The following is a 20,792-nucleotide window of genomic DNA, read 5'->3' as shown; positions in this document are numbered from 1 at the left end:
TTTCCCGGGATTGATGTAACCCTTGATGACACCGCGCTCCAGCCCCTCCACCCGCAGCTAATTTTTCCCTCCGCGGTTCGTTTTATAGGGACGACGTGCCTTTGTGCTTCCTGCCTATTGCTCCGGACTCCAACAAATGAATGCTGAAGACTCCTTGAAACTTGCTCGCCGGTTTATCGGGTTGCCCCTGGAAAAACGCCAGCTGTTCCTGCAGGCACTGCAGAAAGAAGGGGTGGATTTCTCCCGGTTTCCGATACCGGCAGGAGTGGATGCCGAGGATCGCCAGGCGTTGTCCTATGCGCAGCAGCGCATGTGGTTTCTCTGGCAGTTGGACCCTGCCAGCGGTGCCTACAACCTGCCCGGTGCGGTGCGCCTCAAGGGCGCACTGAACCTGAAAGCGCTGGAGCAGGCGTTCGCCAGCCTGGTGGCGCGGCATGAAACCCTGCGTACAGTGTTCCAGCGCCAAGCGGATGAGCGTCTGTTGCAAGTGGCAGCGGAGCCGATGCTGGCGGTTGACGTCGTGGATTTCAGTGACTTGGCACCGCACGCACGTGAGCAGGCAGTCAATGACGCAGCGACCCGTCAATCGCTGCTGCCTTTCGATCTGGAGCATGGCCCGCTGCTGCGTGTGCAATTGCTCAAGTTGGACGCGCAGGAGCACGTGCTGCTGCTGACCCTGCACCACATCGTCTCCGACGGTTGGTCGATGAACGTGCTGATCGAAGAGTTCATCCGCTGCTACGACGCCCATGAGCGCAACGAAACTCCACAATTGCCGGCACTGCCGATTCAATACAGCGATTACGCCCTGTGGCAACGCCGCTGGCTGGAAGCGGGGGAGCAGGCCCGTCAATTGGCGTACTGGCAGGCGCGCCTGGGCGATGAGCACCCGGTGCTGGAACTGCCGACGGACCACCCGCGCCCGGCCATGCCCAGCTACCAGGGCACCCGCCATAACTTCTCGATTGAGCCGGCACTGGCCGCCCAATTGCGTGCCTGCGCGCAAAAGCACAACGTCACGCTGTTCATGCTGTTGCTCGGTGCCTTCAATGTGCTGCTGCATCGTTACACCGGCCAGGGCGATATTCGCGTCGGCGTGCCGATTGCCAACCGTAACCGCAGTGAAGTCGAAGGGCTGATCGGTTTTTTCGTCAATACCCAGGTCCTGCGTACCGATCTGACCGGGCAAACCCGCGTTGCCGAGTTGCTGCAAGGCATCAAGGAGCACGCCCTCAGCGCCCAGGCTCATCAGGAGCTGCCGTTCGAGCGCCTGGTGGAAGCCCTCAAAGTCGAGCGCAGCCTCAGCCATACCCCGCTGTTCCAAGTGATGTACAACCACCAGCCGGTGGTGGCCGATATCGCCTCCGTCAGTACCGCCTCCGGCCTGGAACTCGCGTTGGTGGAGTGGCAAGGTCGCACCACCCAGTTCGACCTGACTCTCGATACTTATGAGAAATCCGGCACGCTGCACGCCGCATTGACCTACGCCAACGACCTGTTCGACGCGCCGTCCATCGCGCGTATGTCCCGGCACTGGATCAGCCTGTTGCAGGCCATGGTTGCCGATGGCGAGCAGCGCATCGGCGAGTTGCCGATGCTGGCTGCCGAAGAGCAGCAGGTCATGGTGCAGGCCTGGAACCAGACCGCGCAGGCGTACCCGACCGAGCGCGGTATTCATCAACTGATCGAAGATCAGGTCCAGGCCACGCCCGATGCTCCGGCGCTGGCCTTCGGCGCTGTCTCCTTGACCTACGGCGAGCTTGACGCCCGCGCCAACCAATTGGCCCATGCCTTGCGCGAACAGGGGGTTGGCCCCGATGTGTTGGTGGGAATCTGCGTCGAGCGTTCCGTGGAAATGGTCATTGGTCTGCTGGCCATTCTCAAGGCCGGCGGCGCCTATGTGCCGCTTGACCCCGAATACCCCCAGGAACGCCTGGCCTACATGATCGAAGACAGCGGCATCCAACTGCTGCTCAGCCAGCACAGCCTGTTGCCGTCGCTGCCCACTGACGGCATTCAGGTGATCGCCCTGGACCACGCACCCGGTTGGCTTGACAGCTACAGCAGCGCCTCGCCCGCAGTCGCCATCCAAGGGCTGAACCTGGCCTATGTGATCTACACCTCCGGTTCCACCGGCAAGCCCAAGGGCGCCGGTAACAGCCACCGTGCGCTGGTCAACCGTCTGTGCTGGATGCAGCAAGCCTATGGCCTCGACGCCAGCGATGCGGTGCTGCAGAAAACCCCGTTCAGCTTTGACGTCTCGGTCTGGGAGTTCTTCTGGCCGCTGATGACCGGTGCGCGCCTGGTGGTCGCGGCCCCTGGCGAACATCGCGAGCCGGCGCGTCTGATCGAGACCATCGGTCAGCACGGCATCACCACCTTGCACTTCGTCCCCTCCATGCTCCAGGCGTTTATCCATGAACCGGGCGTACAGGGCTGCAACAGCCTCAAGCGCATCGTGTGCAGCGGCGAAGCCTTGCCACTGGATGCGCAACTGCAAGTCTTCGCCAAACTGCCCCTGGCAGGGTTGTTCAACCTCTATGGCCCGACCGAAGCGGCCATCGACGTGACCCACTGGACCTGCGTCGACGAAGGCCGTGACGCCGTACCTATTGGCCGCCCAATCGCCAACCTCGGCACCTATGTGCTCGATGCGCAGCTCAACCCGGTGCCCGCCGGCGTGTCCGGCGAGCTGTACCTGGGCGGCACCGGACTGGCCCGCAGTTACCACCGCCGTCCGGCGCTGACCGCCGAGCGTTTTGTGCCCAGCCCTTTCGGTGATGGTACGCGTCTGTACCGTACCGGCGACCGCGTGCGCCAGCGTGACGACGGTGTGATTGACTACCTCGGTCGCCTCGACCATCAGGTCAAGCTGCGCGGCCTGCGCATCGAGTTGGGAGAAATCGAGACGCGCCTGATGCAACACCCTGGCGTGCGTGAGGCAGTAGTGCTGGTGCAGGGCGGCAAGCAGTTGGTGGCCTACCTGGTGCTGGAAGGCGAAGCGCCGACCGACCTCAAGGCCTGGCTGCTCAGCAGCCTGCCGGAATACATGGTGCCTACCCACATGATGCACCTGGCCAAGCTGCCGGTGACCGCCAATGGCAAGCTCGACCGTAAAGCGCTGCCGCTGCCGGACGTTGCGCCGCAGCAGGCGTACAGCGCCCCGGAAAACGCCTTGCAAAAAGCCCTGTCAGCAATCTGGGTCGATGTGCTTGGCGTGGAGCAGGTCGGTCTGGACGACAACTTTTTCGAGCTGGGCGGCGATTCGATCATCTCTATCCAGGTGGTCAGCCGTGCGCGCCAGGCGGGGATTCGCCTCAGCCCGCGCGACCTGTTCCAGTACCAGAGCGTGCGCAGCCTGGCGCTGGTCGCCACCTTTGAACAGGCCAGCGTTATCGACCAAGGGCCGGTCAGCGGCGAGGTCATCCTGACGCCGGTACAGCACGGCTTTTTCGCCGAGGCGATCCCGGCGCGTCACCATTGGAACCAATCCTTGTTGCTGACCCCACGCGAGGCCCTGGACTCGGTGCGCCTTGAAGCGGCGCTGACGCAGCTGATTAACCACCATGACGCCCTGCGCCTGCGCTTTGTGCAAGGTCCCGATGGCTGGCAGCAAACCCACGCTGCGCCCGTCGCCGAGCCTGCGCTGTGGCACTCTCATGCCGCCGACGATACGCAACTGGCAGCGCTATGCGACGAAGCCCAGCGCAGCCTCGACCTGACGCAAGGCCCGCTGCTGCGCGCCGCCCTCGTCGCCATGGCCGATGGCACCCAGCGCTTGCTGCTGGTGGTGCATCACCTGGTGGTGGATGGGGTTTCATGGCGCATCCTGCTGGAAGACCTGCAACAGGCTTACCGCCAGGCAACGTTGCCGGCCAAGACCAGCGCCTATCAAACCTGGGCGCACCAACTGCACACCCGCGCGCAAACCCTCGGCGAACAACTGCCTTACTGGCAGGCGCAGTCCATCGACGCCGAGTTGCCGTGCGACAACCCCCGTGGCGGGCTGCAAAACCGCTTGGGCTGCAAGATTGAAACCCGCCTCAGCGCCGAGCAAACCCGTCATTTGCTGCAAGATGCGCCGGCGGCTTATCGCACTCAGGTCAACGACCTGTTGCTGACGGCGTTGGCGCGGGTAGTCAGCCGTTGGAGCGGGCAGGCTGGGGCGCTGATCCAGCTGGAAGGCCATGGGCGTGAAGATCTGTTCGACGCCGTCGACCTGACCCGCACGGTGGGTTGGTTTACCAGCCTCTTCCCTGTACGTCTGCAGGCGGACGGCGAGCTGTCGAGCGCGATCAAGTCGGTCAAGGAGCAACTGCGTGCCGTGCCCGACAAGGGGCTGGGCTACGGCCTGCTGCGCTATCTGGCTGCGCCTCACGTGCGTGAAGCCCTTTCGGGCCTGGCCGCGCCGCGTATCACGTTCAACTACCTCGGTCAGTTCGATCGCCAGTTCAATGAGTCCGCGTTGTTCGTGCCCGCCACTCAGGGCAGCGGCCAGGCCCAGGACCCCGAAGCGCCGTTGGCCAACTGGTTGACGGTGGAAGGGCAGGTCTATGGCGGCGAACTGGCGCTGCAATGGGGGTTCAGCCGCGAGATGTTCCAGGCGTCGAGCATCCAGCGCCTGGCGGATGATTACGCCGCCGAACTCACCGCCTTGATCCAGCACTGCTGCGAAACGCCCGCCGGGCAGGTGACGCCATCGGACTTTGCGCTGGCAACCCTGACCCAGCAGCAATTGGATGATTTGCCCGTGGCCGGCCCGGCCATCGCCGATATCTACCCGCTGTCGCCCATGCAGCAAGGCATGCTGTTCCACACCCTGTACGAGCCTGAGGTCCAGGCCTATATCAACCAGTTGCGCCTGGATATTGAAGGCCTTGATCTGCTGAGCTTCGGTCGTGCCTGGCAGGCAGCGTTGGACCGGCATGACATTTTGCGCAGCAGCTTTCACTGGCTCGGCCTGGACAGCGCCCATCAAGTGATCCAGCGCCAGGTCGATTTGCAGTTGCAAGTGATCGAAGCCGCGCATCCTGACCTCGACGCCTTGGCCGATGCCGAGCGTCAGCGCGGTTTTGAGTTGAACACGGCGCCCCTGTTTCGCCTGATGTTGGTGCGCGGTGCCGGTACGGGCTGGCACATGATTTTCACCAGCCATCACATCCTGATGGATGGCTGGAGCAATGCCCAGTTGCTTGGCGAAGTCATTGCCGACTACGCAGGCCACGTTTTGCCCGTGCCGTTGGGACAGTTCCGCGATTACCTGGGTTGGCTGCAGCAGCAAGCCTCGGGTGAAATGTTCTGGAGGGAAGCCCTGGCGCCGTTGCAAGCCCCAACCCTGCTGGCTGAAGCACTGCGCGTGCCGGTCGAAGGGGCGGGCATGGCTGACCATCACACCACCCTGGATAGCCAGTTCACCCGTGCACTCGGCGATTGCGCACGCCAGCACAAAGTCACCCTCAACACCCTCCTGCAAGGCGCCTGGAGCCTCTTGCTGCAACGCTACACCGGTCAGGATTGCGTGGCCTTCGGTGCCACTGTTGCCGGACGTTCGGCGCCGTTGCCGGGTATCGAGCAGCAACTGGGCCTGTTTATCAACACACTGCCGATCATCAGCGCGGCCTCGCCGGCCCAGTCCGCCGCCACTTGGCTCGCTGAGCTGCAAGCGCTGAATCTCAGCCTGCGCGACCATGAACACGTACCGCTTTACGACATCCAGGGCTGGGCCGGGCAACCCGGTGGCGCACTGTTCGACACCTTGCTGGTGTTTGAAAACTTCCCGGTGGCGCAAGCGCTCAAGCAAGGCGCGCCGGCAGGCCTGACCTTCGGCAAGATGCATAACCATGAGCGCACCCACTACCCGTTGACCCTGGGCATCGAGCTGGGGACCGGCTTGCGCCTGGAGTTCAGCTACGACCGGGCGCGGTTCACCGAGCAACAGGTCGCGCAATTGAGCGCCAATCTGCAGCATCTGCTGGTGCAACTGGTGGCGGATACCGAGGTGCCACTGGGCAACCTGCAATTGCTGGACAGCAGCACGCAGGCTTCGCTGCTCGCCATCAGCCAATCCCCTGGCACGCCCCGGCGCCAGGTGCGCGTGCATGAACGCATCGCCGCCCAGGCCCAGGCCACCCCGGATGCGCTGGCGGTGCAGGCAGGCAGTGAACGCTTGAGCTATGCCCAGCTCAATCAGCGGGCCAACCGCCTGGCTCACCGCCTGCTGGAGCAGGGCATGGGCCCGGGCCAGCGCGTAGGCCTGGTTTCCCGCCGTGGCCCGCAGTTGATCGTCAGCCTGCTGGCGGTGCTAAAAAGCGGCGCGGCCTACGTGCCGCTGGACCCCAATTACCCCGCCGAGCGCCTCAGCTACATGTTGGCAGACAGTCGTCTGAACCTATTGCTCAGCGAGACCGGGTTGCTGGCAGAGCTGCCATTGCCCCATGGGCTCAAACGTGTGGATTTCAGCGCCCAGGGTCAAGAGCTGGCGGGTTACCCGTCGACCAACCCAGCCAACCACGCCACCGCCGCCGACCTCGCCTATGTGATCTACACCTCCGGCTCCACCGGCCAACCCAAGGGTGTGGCCATCGATCATGCTGCACTCGATCAGTTCTGCGACACAGCGGCGGATTACAGTGCGCTGACGCCGGCCGACCGCGTGCTGCAATTTGCGACGTTCAGCTTCGACGGGTTTGTCGAGCAATGCTATCCGCCGCTGTGTGTCGGCGCGGCGCTGATCATGCGCGGCGATGAGCTGTGGGACGCCGGGTTGCTGGCGCGGGAAATCGTCGAGCAGGGCGTGACCCTGGCCGACCTGCCCGCGGCCTATTGGTACTTGCTGGCCAAGGAATGCGCTGTCGATGGCCGTACCCTGGGCAACCTGCGCCAGGTGCATGTCGGCGGCGAAGCCATGGCCGTGGAGGGCGTACGTGCCTGGCACGAGGCCGGGTTGGGCAATGTTCGTTTGGTGAACACTTATGGCCCGACCGAGGCCACCGTGGTCTCCAGCGTGCATGAATGCCAGCTTGCAGATGCCAATGACGCCTTCGGCATGCCGATCGGGCGGGCTATCGACGGGCGCTCGCTGTTCGTACTGGACAGCGGATTTGAATTGCTGCCCACCTGCGGCGTCGGCGAGCTGTGCATCGGTGCTGCGGCGGGCTTGGCCCAGGGCTACTTCGATCGTCCGGCGCTGACCGCCGAACGCTTCCTGCCGGACCCGTTCTCCGGCGTGCCGGGATCGCGGCTCTACCGCAGCGGCGACCTGGCTCGCTACAACGACAACGCGACCCTGGAGTACGTGGGCCGCATTGACCATCAAGTGAAAATCCGTGGGTTCCGGATCGAGATGGGGGAAATCGAAGCCTGTCTGCAAGCCATGCCCCAGGTGCGCGAGGCGGCTGTGATTGCGTTGGACGGGCCAACCGGTGCGCAGTTGGTCGCCTATGTCGTGCCCCAGTCGAATGCCTTGGAGGCGCCAGCCTTGACGGCGGCTTTGCGTCAGTCCTTGCCGGACTACATGGTGCCGAGTTTCCTGATGCTGATCGACCTGTTGCCTCTGAGCCCCAACGGCAAGCTCGACCGAAAAGCCTTGCCAAAACCGGATGTCAGCCAACGGCAAAAACACTATGTGGCACCCCGAACGGCCCTGGAAACCCAGGTCGCGCAGGTTTGGCAAAACGTGCTGGGGCTGGAACAGGTTGGGCTGGACGATCACTTCTTTGAGTTGGGTGGGCATTCGCTGCTAGCCACCCAAGTGGTTGCACGCCTGAAGACGCTGCTGGCCTGCGACCTGACCCTGCGCGACCTGTTTGGTGCGCCGCGATTGGCAGACTTTATCGCGGCAGTGGCCACGCGCACCGGGCAGGACGCGGCACCGGCGCGCAGCCCGTTAGTGGCCCACGGCGAAAAAACCAGCGCGATGCTTTCTCTGGTGCAGCGCCGGCTATGGGTAGTGGAACAGCTGTCGCAGGCCAGTGGCGCCTATGGCATGCCGCTGGCCGTGCGCTTGCGCGGCGAGTTGTCGGTGCCGCTGCTGATCAGCAGCCTGGCACAGGTGATTGCCCGCCACGAAACCCTGCGCACGGCCTACATCACCGACGAGGAGGGTGATCCGCTGGCGGTCATCGCCGCGCACGTAGAGGTCGACTTGCCGGTATTGGACTTGTCGTCCCTGGATCCGGCCGAGCAGCAGCGCCGGGTCGCCGCCGCCGTTGAGGCCAATACCCGCCAATCCATCAGCCTGTTGCAGGCGCCCTTGTTGCGTGGACAGGTGCTCAAGCTGGGCCCCACCGAACATGTGCTGCTGTATTCGATGCACCACATCATCTCCGATGGCTGGTCGATGGCGGTGCTGGTCAATGAACTGGTGGGCTTCTACGGCCGGGCGAAGGCGGGGGTGGTTGAGCCGCTGCCTGCGCTGCCGATCCAGTACTCCGATTACGCCCTCTGGCAACACCAACTGCAACACACCGGCGTGCTGGCCGCGCAGGCGCGTTACTGGGAGCAGGCACTGGCCGGGCACAGCGGCGTATTGCAATTGCCCACCGACCAGCCGCGCCCCCAGGCGCCGACCCATGAAGGTCGCGACCTGGGCTTCACGCTGCCCGTGGCGTTGCACGAAGGGCTCAAGGCGCTGTCGGCGCGTGCCGGTGTCACGCTGTACAGCACGATGCTGGCCGCGTTCCAGATCCTGCTGCATCGCCTCAGCGGCAGCGATGACGTGCTGGTCGGCGCCGACGTTGCCGGGCGCCAGCAGCCTGAGCTGGAAGGGCTGATCGGTTTCTTCGTGAACATTCTGCCGCTGCGCTCGACCTTTGCGCCGCTGCAACCGTTCAGCGCTTTCCTGGCTAACACCCAAGGCACCGCGCTGGACGCTTTCGATCACCAGGACCTGCCCTTCGACATGATTGGGGAGGCCTCGCCACGCCCGCGCCAACGGGGGTTCAACCCGCTGGTACAGGTGCTGTTCGTCATGAACAACCTGCCGGTGCAGGGTGGCCGGATGGACGGGATCGAGGTTGAAGTGCTGCCGACTCGTGGCGGTTACTCCAAGTTCGATATGGCCCTGTTCATCGATGAGGACGCAGGCGGCGTGCACGGTACCTGGCAGTACGCCAGCGACCTGTTTGAACAACAACGCATCGAGTCCTTCGTCAACGCCTGGACGGGAATTCTTGAACAGATTGTGTGTGATCCGAACATTCAATTAGGGGATATCACCATGCCTAGCAACACCGTTGAACACGCCACGACGCCCGTACCGCCAGCCATCAAGGCCGACAAGCTGGGCAAGTTCCTGAAAAAATCCCAAAGCCGCACCGACAAGCCTGCCGGCGCGCTGATGCGTGAATCGCTGTTGGTCCCCGGACAGGATTTTCCATTGCTGATGGAACCCACCGATCCGGGCCTGGACCTGGTGGCCTGGATCAAGGACAACCGCGCCCTGGTGGAAGAAAAACTGGCCCGCCATGCGGGGGTTCTGTTCCGTGGATTTGCCCTGCGCGATATTCATGACTTCGAAGCGTTTGCTGAAGCCGTACAGCCGGGCCTCTATGGCCAATACGGCGACTTGCCGAAAAAAGAGGGCGGTAAGAACACCTACCGGTCCACGCCGTACCCCGAAAAGAAAATGATCCTGTTCCATAACGAAAGCTCCCATCAGGACCGCTGGCCGCGCAAGCAGCTGTTCTTCTGCGAGCAGCCATCGCCAATCGGCGGTGCCACGCCGGTGGTGGACTGCCGGCAGATGTACCTCAAGTTGCCGGCGACGATCCGCGAGCGTTTCGAGGACAAGGGGTTGCTGTACGTGCGCACCTTTGCCGACAAGCTGGACGTCTCCTGGCAGCACTTCTTCAAGACCGACGTGCGTGCCGACGTCGAAGCGCGTTGCCGGGCGGCGGGCATCGCCTGGACCTGGCTGGACAACGATGAACTGCAAATCCGCACCCCGTGCCCGGCGATCATCCGGCACCCGGTGACGGGGGAAAAAACCTTCTTCAACCAGGTTCAGTTGCATCACATCTTCTGCCTGGACCCGGACGTGCGCGAAGACTTGCTGGCGCTGTTCGGCGAGCAGCGTATGCCCCGGCACGTGTACTACGGCGATGGCTCGCCGATTGAAGACGAGGTCATGGCCCTGGTGGGCGAGCTGTACGAAGCCTGCGCAGTGCGGTTCGACTGGCACAAGGGCGATGTCATCCTGCTGGACAACATGCTGGCTGCTCACGCTCGGGATCCTTTCGAAGGCCCGCGCAAGATTGTCGTGGCAATGGGCGAAATGATTGAACGCAGCGCGCTGAATGTGGCGCACAGCGAGACCGAAAAGGAAGAGGCCGGAGCATGAGTACTGCACAACAGGGCACCGTGGACGCGGGACTGGCGTTGCTGGTCGAACAGCAACAGCATCTGGACGCCCGGCAACAGGGGGCGAGCTGGGGCGATCTGAGCCACTGCGTGAAACTGGATATTCGCGGCGAACTGGACCCGGTGCGCCTGCAACACGCGCTCGACAGCCTGGCGGTGCGCCACGAAGCATTGAGTACGCAGTTTGCGCCCGTCAGTGGTTATCACGGATTGCGCCAGCGGGTCGCGCCGGCTGAAGCGGTGAGCTTGACCCAGTGGCTCGACGTGGCGTCGCCCCAACAGGTGGTTGCACGCCAACAGCAGTGGTGGCGGCAGCAACAGCCGCTGATCGGCGCGTTGTTACAGCGCCTGGAAACGGACCACTGGCAACTGCTGATAGGCGTGGCGCGTTATGCCGCGGATGCCGGGACCCTGGCCCTGATCCAGCAGGAGTTGGTGGCCGCTTATGGGCAGCAAGGGTTTGAAGAGGACGAACCGGGGCAGTTCTCCCAGTACCTGGAATGGCGCAGCGAGGTGATCTTCGACGAAGACGCAGACACTGCCAAGGCTTACTGGCAGCAGTACCTGCATGGGCACGAGAGTCTGGTCAACGGGCCAGACTTGCCCTATCGCCTGACCGGCGCAGAAGTCCTGCCGGCAGAACGCTTGAGCGTGCCACTGGATCAATCGCTGTTGGCCCGCCTGCGCACGGCGGGGCTGCCGCTGGACGTGCTGATACACGCCGCCTGGTGGGTGCTGCTGGCACGCATCAGTGGTCGCGACTCTTTCCTGGCGGGCTGGCGGCATGATGCGCGCCAGGACTATGAGTTTTTCAGCCACAGCCTGGGCCTGTTCGAGAAAACCCTGCCGTTGGCGATTCGTATTGATCCGGCCAGCACTTTCCGTGAGCTGGTGACCACCCTTGCCGCACAGTTGGATCAGCACCGCACCTGGCAGGAATACTGGGCACCGTTGTCATTCCCCCAACAGGCCGCGCCTGCGGTCGGTTTTGGCAATCGGTTGGTGTCGGCACCGCTTGAAGTCGCCGGGACGGTCTGGGCGGGCAGCGACCTGCCGGCCCGTCTGCCTGAGTTCGAGTTGGCACTGCAGCTGGAAATCGCCGTGTCGGGCGAACCTCAAGGTTTATCACTGGACTTCACTCCCGCACGCTATTCGGCGCACGCCGTCGAGACGCTGTTGGGCCAGCTGCGCCAGTTGCTCCACAGCATTGCCGATAAACCGGATGAAACCCTTGCGCGTCTGAACCTGCTGGATAACGAGGAAAAGAGCCGGTTGCTGGCGCTGAACCCGCCGGTTCAGGGGATGCAGGCGCTGCAGCTGTTGCCCCAACGTATTGCCGCTTGGGCTGGGCAGACGCCGGATGCCGTGGCGTTGGTCGCGGCGGGCCAGACACTCAGCTACGCCGAACTGGACGCCCGCACCGCGCAATTGAGTGCCGAATTACTGCGCCAGGGTGTGAGCGCTGGGTCGATTGTGGGCCTGGCGCTGCCGCGCTCGGTGGAACTGGTCGTCGCTATTCTCTCCACCTGGCGTGCGGGCGCAGCTTATCTGCCGCTGGACCCGCAATGGCCAGTGGCGCGCCAGGCTGAAATCGCACGGCACGCCGCCGCGAGCCTGATTCTGGTGGCACACGCGCCGAGCCAGGACGATCCGCTGACCTCGTTCAAGCTGCTCAACCTGGGCGCCGCGACCCTGGATGTGCCGGTGGCCCCGGCGGTATCCGTGCAGGCCCATGACGTCGCGTATGTGCTCTTCACCTCCGGCTCCACCGGCCAGCCCAAAGGCGTGGTGATCGAGCATGGCGCGTTGCTCAGCTATGTCGCGAGCAGCAGTCAGCAATTGGGCCTGTCCGCCTGCCGCGATTTTGCCTTCAGTTCCACGGTAGCGGCGGACCTGGGCAACACCACCTTGTTCGGCGCGCTGTACAACGGCGCTACCCTGCACATCGCGGATGACGTCACCCTGCAAGATCCCCAGCGCTTCGCCGGGTTCCTGCGGGAAAACCGCATCGATTGCCTGAAAATCGTGCCTTCACACCTGGCCGCCTTGCTTGAGGCTGATGCCGCCGTATTGCCTGGCACGCTGGTGCTGGGCGGTGAAGCCATCGGCGCAAGCCTGGTGCAGCGCATTCGCCAGCTGCGGCCCGACTGCCGTGTATTCAACCATTACGGCCCCACCGAAGCGACGGTGGGGGTGATGGTGCATCCGTTACTCCCCGCTGAGGACGTGTCCCATGGCGTGCCGCTGACACAGGTGCTCGCCGGCAACCAGGTGTTCGTACTCGGTGCGGACGCACAACTGCTGGCGACGGGGGAACTCGGTGAGTTGTTCATCGGTGGCCGACAGCTGTGCCGAGGCTACTTGCAGGGCGAGGCTGACGCAGACGCGTTTATCCATAGCCCACTGGTGGGCGGCGAGCGCCTTTACCGCACGGGAGACCTGGCCCGTTACCGTGTGGAGGGTGGCGTGCAGTTGTATGGCCGCCGTGATCATCAGGTCAAGGTGCGGGGTTTCCGCATTGAGCTGGCAGAGATAGAGGCGCAGTTGCTGCGGTTGCCCGAGGTCAGTGAGGCCGTGGTGGTGCTGGTGCAGGAGGAGCCGCAAGCGTTCGTGGTCATGCGTGCGGCGACGGCAGAGGACGCAGGGCCTCAATTGAAAAACCAACTGGCTCAGCACCTCCCGGCGGCCATGGTGCCACGCCAGATTGTGAGCCTTGAACGCATGCCGCGCCTGCCAAACGGCAAGGTTGACCGCAAGGCGCTGCAGCACGCTCAACCCGTGGTTTCCCAGACGCTGTACGTCGCGCCACGGGATGCGCTTGAAACGCTGTTGTCCACGCGCATGGCCCAATTGGTCGGTTTGGAACGGCTGAGCATCGAGGAGGACTTTTTCGCCGCAGGCGGGCATTCCTTGTTGGTGATCAAGCTCGTGGCAGGTATCCGCAAACTGCTGCAATGCGAGATTCATCCGGGTGTGGTGTTTGATCACCCCAGCGTGGCGGCACTGGCGCGGGTGCTGCGCGAGCGTGAGAGTGTCGCGGGGCAGTTGGAGAAAATCGCCCAGGCGCGTTTGCGCCTGGATGCAATGACCCCTGAAGAGAAAGCGGCGCTTGTGGAGAAGGCCAAGCAGTTGCAAGCGAGCAAGGAGCAGGGATAGGCATATGAAACGGGGCTGGCAATCAGCCCCGTTGGTTAATGGCGGGAATGCTCAAGTGGCGCTTAGCGCTGTTCCCCCAACCAGCTCAACACCCCTTCATAAATACCCGCAACCGCACCGGTAATACCGTTCATGCGCAGAAAGTCATGGGTCAACCCCGACTCTACGTGCAGGCTCACCGCTGTGCCGCTCGCCGCCAGCATCTGGGCGTAAGCCTGTCCTTCGTCATACAGCGGATCGTATTGGGCCAGGCTGATATAGGCCGGGGCCAATGCTGTCAGCCCCTGCGCCAGCAGTGGCGAGACCCGCCAGTCGAGGCGCTGTTGGGCATCCGGGCAATAGTGGTGGTAGAACCATTGCAGCGTGGCCGTTTCCAGCAGGTAATCCTCGGCATACTGGCGATGGGAATCACGCTGCCGCGAGGTATCGGTGACAGGGTAAAACAGCAACTGGGCCCAGGGTTTGAACGCCAGTTGCAGCGGCGCTTTCACTGCGGTGATCGCCAGGACGGTCGCCAGCGTTGCCCCCACACTGTCACCTGCCAGGGTAATCCGGTTGTTGTCGAGTTGCAGGTTGCCAGCCTGTTCGGCCAGCCAATTGGCGGCGTCAAGGCTGTCATTGACAGCGGTCGGGAAGCTCGCCTGTGGCGCCAGACGGTAAGCGGGCGCGAACACCGCGTACTCGCCGCTGGCCGCGAGCCTGCGGCAGATGGAGTCGTGGGAGTCCAGGCTGCCCACCACATAACCGCCGCCGTGGAAATACGCAATCACCGGCAATTGCGCGGTGCCCGGCGCCCGGTATAGGCGGGCGGGCAAGGCATGGCCATCGCGGGCGGTGAACGTCAGTTGGCTGACCACCACCGACCCTGGCGGGCTGGGGTCGAGAATGGCCGAAGTCTGTTCGAACTCCCGCCGTGCCTGTTCAACACTCAGTGCGTGCATGGGTTGGCTTTTACCGGTCAGGCGACCCATCTGTGCCAATTCCAGAAAACCTTCGAGATCAGGGTCCAGGGGCATTGCATGTTCCTTGTGAAATAGGCTGAAGCGCCGCCCCTGACCATCAGGGGCGGCGACGGTTTCAACTGGCTACGGGTTGCAGCGCCAAGTGCTGCAACAGACCCTGAAGCAGGGTCGGGTGGTTGAGAATGTCGTAGTGGCCGGCGGCGATCTGTTCGTTGCTCCGGGCGCTGGCCATGTTCGATGCAGGCTGGCCGGCAATCGCCTTGGCCCACCAGCAATGGGCTTGCGCCCGGGTGGGCGGCAAGCCGTCCAGGCGCGTGGACAACGCCTTAAGTTTCATCGCTACCTGGAAGGTGTGAGCCAGCTCCTCGGTGCTGATTGCGGCGTACGCCGAACGGGCGGCAGCACCTGCCTGGACCTGCGCGATCAGCTGCTCCAGCGCCACGCTGTCCGTCGTCGCCCCGACCTCAAAGGTTGGCAACTCCTCGGCCGAGAGGCCGAACAGTACCGCGAGGAACCCGCGCAGGTCGTCGCTCCAGTCGTCACTCAAGACGTCCTCGCCGGTGGGTACAAAACTGTCCACCAGGCCGAGAAACTCCACGCGTTGGCCCTGGCTTTCCAGCTCCTGGGCCACCAGCACCGCAAGGGTGCCACCCAGCGACCAGCCCATCAGGTGGTAAGGGCCGCTGGCTTGTTGCTGGCGGATGTACTGGCTGTAATCGATGGCCATGGACGCCAGCGAATCATCGTTCCACTGACGGTCCAGCAGCATGCGACATTGCAGGCCGTAGACGCTGCGCTGTCCATCCAGGCGACGGGCCAGGGGCTCGTAGTCGAACACAGTGCCAAAACCGGCATGCAGACAGAACAGCGGCGCGCTGAGCGTTGTTTCACTGTTGAGCAGCAGCAGCGGATTGAGGCTCGCATCGTCTTCGGCAAACCCGGACAACTCGGCGATGGTGGGCTTGCCGATCATGTCCCGCAGTTTCAGCTCGATGCCGATATCCGGTTGGCTGCGCACCTTCGACAGCACCTTGAGAATGCGCAGCGAGTCGCCGCCCAATTCGAAGAAGTTGTCGGTGACGCCCACGCTCTCCAGTTCCAGCACCTCCTGCCAGATCGCCGCCAGTTGTGCCTCCAACGAATTGCGCGGTGCAACGAAGGCGCGGCCCTTGAAATCCGGGTCAGGCAGGGCCAGGCGGTCCAGCTTGCCGTTGGGGTTGAGTGGGAAAGCTGGGAGCGCGAGGATTTGCGCCGGCACCATGTAGTCGGGCAGTTCCACCTGCAAAGCCGCTCGCAGGCGTTCGCCCAGCCCGGCCGAAGCGTCGGCTACCACGTAACCGATCAGTTGCTTGCCGCCGGCGGTATCACGGGCGACTACCACGGCGTCTTGCACATCCGGGATCTCGCGCAGGCGTGACTCAATTTCTCCCAGCTCGATCCGGAAACCACGGATTTTCACCTGGTTGTCCAGGCGGCCAAGGTAGTCGATCACGCCGTCGGGGCGCTGGCGTACCAGATCCCCGGTGCGATACAGGCGTGTGCCGTCGGCAGCGAACGGGTCAACCACAAACCGTTCGGCGCTCAGGCCGGGCCGCTGGTGATACCCACGGGCAACGCCTTCGCCGCCGATGTACAACTCGCCCGCCACACCATCGGGCAGGGGGTTGAGGTGTTCGTCCAGCACATACAGGGTACGTTCACCGATGCGGGTGCCGATCGGCGCGTACACCGCGTCGCAGCGTTCATCGACACTCACTTTCCACAGCAGCGGGGTCACCACGGTTTCGGTGGGGCCGTACCCGTTGGTCAGGTACTGCGGCTTGAGCACGCGCTTGACCAACTCGAAGTTGGCCTCTGCCACCGCGTCGCCGCCGAAGCAGTAAATGCGCACGGGCGGTGGTGCATCGGTTTGGCTGTCGCCGTACTCGGCCAGCTGTTGCAGATACGCCGGAGGGAAGCACGCGATGCTGATGCTGTGCGCGTGCAGCGCCTGCCAGGTTTCTTCCGGTGTCCACAGCTGGTTACCCCTGACGACCAGGCATCCGCCGCTTTGCAGCGTCGATAGCCAACGCTCTTGGGCACCGTCGAAGGCGAACGACATGAACAGCAATTCACGGGTGCTGCTGTCCATCTCGTAACGCTCGGCGATGGCCTGGCAATGCATGCGGATTTGCCCGTGGGCCACGGCCACCCCCTTGGGCTTGCCGGTGGAGCCCGAGGTGTAAATCAGATAGGCCAGGTTATGGTCGTGCACCAGGGTTGCCGGGCACGTCGCCGGCCAGTCCGACAGCGGCAGGCGATCCAGCTCGATAAGGGTCGCCTCGCCCAGGCCGTCGAAGCGCGACCGCAGCGAGTGCTGGCTGATCAGTACGCTTATGGCAGAGTCTTCGACGATCCACTGCACGCGGTCCTGTGGGTAGTCGATGTCCAGCGGCACGTAGGCGGCGCCGGTTTTCATGACGCCATAGAACGCGACAATGACGTCCACCGAGCGCTCCAGAGCGACGCCGACGAACATCTCCGGGCCGATGCCCTGGGCCATGAGGCAGTGGGCCAGGCGGTTGGCCCGCGCATCCAGTTCGCCGTAGCTCAACGCGATACCGTCGCACACGACCGCCACTGCGTCTGGCCGCTCCAGTGCGTGTTGCCGGATCACCTGTGCCAGGTGCGCGCGTGGCGCCTTAGCTGGGTTCAGGTGGTTGCGTTGCAGCAACAATTGCTGTTCGGGGCCTGCCAGCATGTTGAGGCTGCCGACGTTGGCCTGGGCGTTGTTCAGCAGTTCCAGCAGCAGGGTTTCAAAGCTGCGCAGGATTTGTGCGGTGGCGGCCTCGGTAAAGCGGTTGCGCAGGTACAGGAACTCGATCTTCAGGGTGTCGCCGAGGTTGATCGCCAGGTCCATGGCAAAGTTGGTCACATCGCGGCTGCTGACGTCGCCGAAGCTCAGGTGTTCCTGCCCGGCTTCCTGCAGACGCTCGTCCACCGGATAGTTTTCAAACACCAGAATGCTGTCAAACAGCGGCTGGCCACCTTGGCCCGACCAGCGTTGTACATCCGCCAGGGACGCATGCTCGTGGTCGCGCACTTCCAGGTTATAGGCCTGCAACGCTTGCAGCCATTGGGCGACGGGCATATGCGGTTGCGGGGTCTGGATAATGGGCAACGTGTTGATAAACAGCCCGAGCATGTCCTCTGAGCCTGGCAGGCTGGCCGGACGACCCGCGACCGTCGCGCCGAAGCACACGGTGTCCTGGCCGGTATAGCGCTGCAACAGCAGTAACCAAGTGGCCTGGATCAGCGTGTTCGGCGTGACGCGCAGGCGTTGGGCCTGCTCACGCAAGTGTGCGGTTTGCCGCGTATCCCAATTCAGATACAGCGCCGCGTGGCCTTCCAACTCCATGGCCGGCTTGGGCGACAGGCTGTTGGCGAGGGACGAGGTGCCGTTCAAGTCCTGGAGCTTGGTTTTCCAGAACTGCTCCAGTACCGCTTGGGATTGATCTTGCAGCCAGCGGATGTAATCGCGGTAATGCCCGCGTTTGGGCGGTGCGGCCTGGCCGTTGTAGATCGCGAAGACTTCACCCAACAGCCGCGAGTTGGACCAGCCGTCCATGAGGATGTGGTGGCTGGTCCAGATCAGGTAGTGCGTCTGCGCGTCGAGCTGTACCAGGGTCAGGCGTGTGAGCGGTGCACGCAGAAGTTCGAAGCCACGGGCGCAATCCTGGCTCGCGAGTACTTCCAGGTCCTGGGCGCTGACGTCCCGTTGCTGCCAGTCGACGACGTCGACTGGCATCTTCGCCGCGCGGTAGACCACTTGCAGCGGTTCGGTCAGTTGGTTGTCGGCCCAGAACCCGGTACGCAGGATTTCATGGCGCTCAATCACGGCGTTCCAGGCGGCGGTGAACCGCGCAACGTCCAGCCCGGTGACCGAGACGGCCATCTGGTTCACGTACAGTGCGCTTTCCGGTGCTTCCAGGGTGTGGAACAGCATGCCCTGTTGCATCGCCGACAACGGGTAGAGGTCTTCGAGCTGTGGCAACGGCGCCGGCAGGCGGTCCAGTTGCGCCTGGCTGATACGCGCCAGCGCAAAGTCGGACGGCGTGACCCCCATGTTGGCGGTGTCGCAGCAGTGCTCGATCAGGGCCAGCAACTCGCGCTTGAGGTCATCGGCCAGGTGCGCAATGGTCGCCTCGTCGAACATCTCACGGCTGAATTGCCAGCCCAGGGTCAGTTCATCGCCGTATACCTGGCCATTGAGGCTCAGCCAGTTGCCCAGTGGCGCATCCGGCGCCTGCTCACGGCCGCTGCCTTCGGCGGTGGGGGCCAGCAACGAGCCCTGTTTGGCATCGAAGCTGCCATCGAACTGGCCCAGGTAGTTGAAGGTGATGCGTGGCGCCGGCAAGGCGCCGAGGCTGGCCCGTGCCTGCGGCGTGCCGAGGTAGCGCAGGGCGCCATAGCCCAAGCCCTTGTCGGGGATTGCCCGCAACTGTTCCTTGATCTGCTTGATGGAGTCGCCAAGGGTGCCGGCCGGTACCAGCTTGACCGGGAACAGGCTGGTGAACCAACCCACCGTGCGAGTCAGGTCGATGTCATCGAACAGGTCTTCGCGGCCATGGCCTTCCAGCTCCACCAGGCAATGCGCGGCGCCGGTCCAGCGGCTGATGACACGCGCCAGGGCCGTCAGCAACAGGTCGTTGATCTGCGTGCGATAGGCCTTGGGCGCCTGTTGCAGCAACTGTCTGGTCTGCCGGGCGTCGAGGTGGGTATGCAGGGTGTGGCTGTAGCGATTGTCCAGGCTGCCATGGGGGCGTTCGCAGGGCAGATCGGGCGTGTCGGTATCGAGTTGCGCCAGCCAGTAGTGCAGTTCGTCCTGGGCGGTCGGGTGTTGCGCACGGTGTTGCAGGCGCTCGGCCCAGGCCTTGACCGAACTGGTGCGGGCCGGCAATTGCACCGATTGCTGGTTGCTGACCTGTTGATAGGCGTTTTGCAGGTCTTCAAAGAGAATCCGCCAGGACACGCCATCCACTGCCAGGTGGTGAACCACCAATAGCAGGCGCTGGCTGCCGTCGGCCACGTGGATCAATACGGCGCGGATCAGCGGGCCGTGTTGCAGGTCGAGGCTGGCCTGGGCTTGATCGCACAGGTCCGGCAGTTGCTCGACGCTGGCGTCAACCTGTTGCAACTGCCAGTCGGCCATTGGCCGGTACTGGGCGCTCCAGTCGCCAGCGTGTTGCTCAAAGCTCAAACGCAGGGCGTCGTGGTGCTCAATCACTGCGAGCAACGCCTCTTGCAGTGCCTCGGCCACCAGCGGCTGGGCAGGTTGGAGCAGTACCGACTGGTTCCAGTGATGGCGCTCTGGGATCGCCGTTTCAAAAAATGCCTGGTGAATCGGCAGCAACGTGAGCGGGCCCGTGGCTGGGCCCTGGTCGATCACGTGGGCACTTGCGCCCACACGGGCCACGCTGGCCAGGTCTTGCACGGTCTGGTGCTGGAACAGTTCCTTGGGTGTAAAGCCGATGCCCTGCTGGCGGGCGCGGCTGACCAACTGGATGGAAATGATGGAATCACCGCCCAGTTCGAAGAAGTTGTCGTTCAGGCCGACGCGTTCCAGTTTCAGCACGTCTTGCCAGATCGCGGCGATCTGCTGTTCCAGCGGGCTGTGTGGCGCCACGTAGGTTTTTTGCAGCAGGTTCGCATCGGGTTTCGGCAGAGCCTTGCGGTCCAGTTTGCCGTTGGGGCTCAGGGGCAGTTGATCAAGGAAGATCAACTGGGCAGGCACCATGTAGTCGGGCAGGTGTTCGCCCAGGCGTTGCTTGATGTCGCTGCGCAGTTCATCTGCGTCACCGGCTTCGCTGGGCACGGCGTAGGCGACTAACTGGCCGTCGGCCGCAATCACCACAGCTTCGCGTACGCAGTCCAGTTCCATCAGGCGGGTTTCGATTTCCCCCAGTTCAATGCGCAGGCCACGGATTTTTACCTGGTGGTCGATACGGCCCCGGTATTCGATGACGCCGTCGGGACGGTAGCTGGCCAGGTCGCCGGTGCGATACAGGCGTTGGCCGTCACCGAACGGGCTGGTCATGAAGCGCTCGGCGGTAAGGGCAGGGCGGCGGTGGTAACCCCGGGCCAGGCCTTCGCCGCCCAGGTACAGCTCGCCGATGACACCGGCCGGCACCGGTTGCAGCTCGGCATCAAGGATGTAGGTGGTGAGGTTGGCGATCGGCTGGCCAATCGGCACGCTGGCCTTGCCTTCTTCGCGGCAGGTCCAGTGGGTCACGTCGATGGCGGCTTCGGTAGGGCCGTAAAGGTTGAACAAGCCGG

General features: G+C 63.6%; 4 protein-coding genes. 2 read left to right on the top strand and 2 right to left on the bottom strand.

Annotated elements, in window-relative coordinates; translation table 11 throughout:
* The first annotated feature begins 136 nt into the window (after positions 1–136).
* Together NDJ82_RS23350 and NDJ82_RS23345 are read left to right on the top strand one after the other, a co-directional pair.
* Positions 137–10,339: a non-ribosomal peptide synthetase gene (locus NDJ82_RS23350; protein ID WP_250926381.1), complete on the top strand. Its 10,203-nt coding sequence runs from the start codon at positions 137–139 to the stop codon at positions 10,337–10,339.
* Positions 10,336–13,515 carry a non-ribosomal peptide synthetase gene (locus tag NDJ82_RS23345; protein ID WP_250926380.1) on the top strand — a complete coding sequence of 1,060 codons (3,180 nt, stop codon included), beginning with the start codon at positions 10,336–10,338 and terminating at the stop codon, positions 13,513–13,515. Before NDJ82_RS23350 ends, NDJ82_RS23345 begins: the two co-directional genes overlap by 4 nt.
* A gap of 62 nt (positions 13,516–13,577) precedes the next feature.
* On the opposite strand, the gene NDJ82_RS23340 is transcribed toward NDJ82_RS23345, so the two are convergent.
* Both NDJ82_RS23340 and NDJ82_RS23335 read right to left on the bottom strand, forming a co-directional pair.
* Entirely contained in the window at positions 13,578–14,531 is a 954-nt protein-coding gene (locus NDJ82_RS23340) for an alpha/beta hydrolase (protein WP_112194871.1), read from the bottom strand.
* A 61-nt stretch (positions 14,532–14,592) separates the two neighbouring features.
* Positions 14,593–20,792: non-ribosomal peptide synthetase (locus tag NDJ82_RS23335; RefSeq protein ID WP_250926379.1), on the bottom strand; the 6,200-nt coding region annotated here is incomplete at its 5' end.

The sequence above is a fragment of the Pseudomonas sp. SR18 genome, assembly GCF_023701505.1.
In the GTDB taxonomy this organism is placed as follows: Bacteria; Pseudomonadota; Gammaproteobacteria; order Pseudomonadales; family Pseudomonadaceae; genus Aquipseudomonas; species Aquipseudomonas cyclaminis.
The sequence above is the reverse complement of the archived record's forward strand: the minus strand, read 5'-3'. Positions and strand labels throughout refer to the sequence as shown.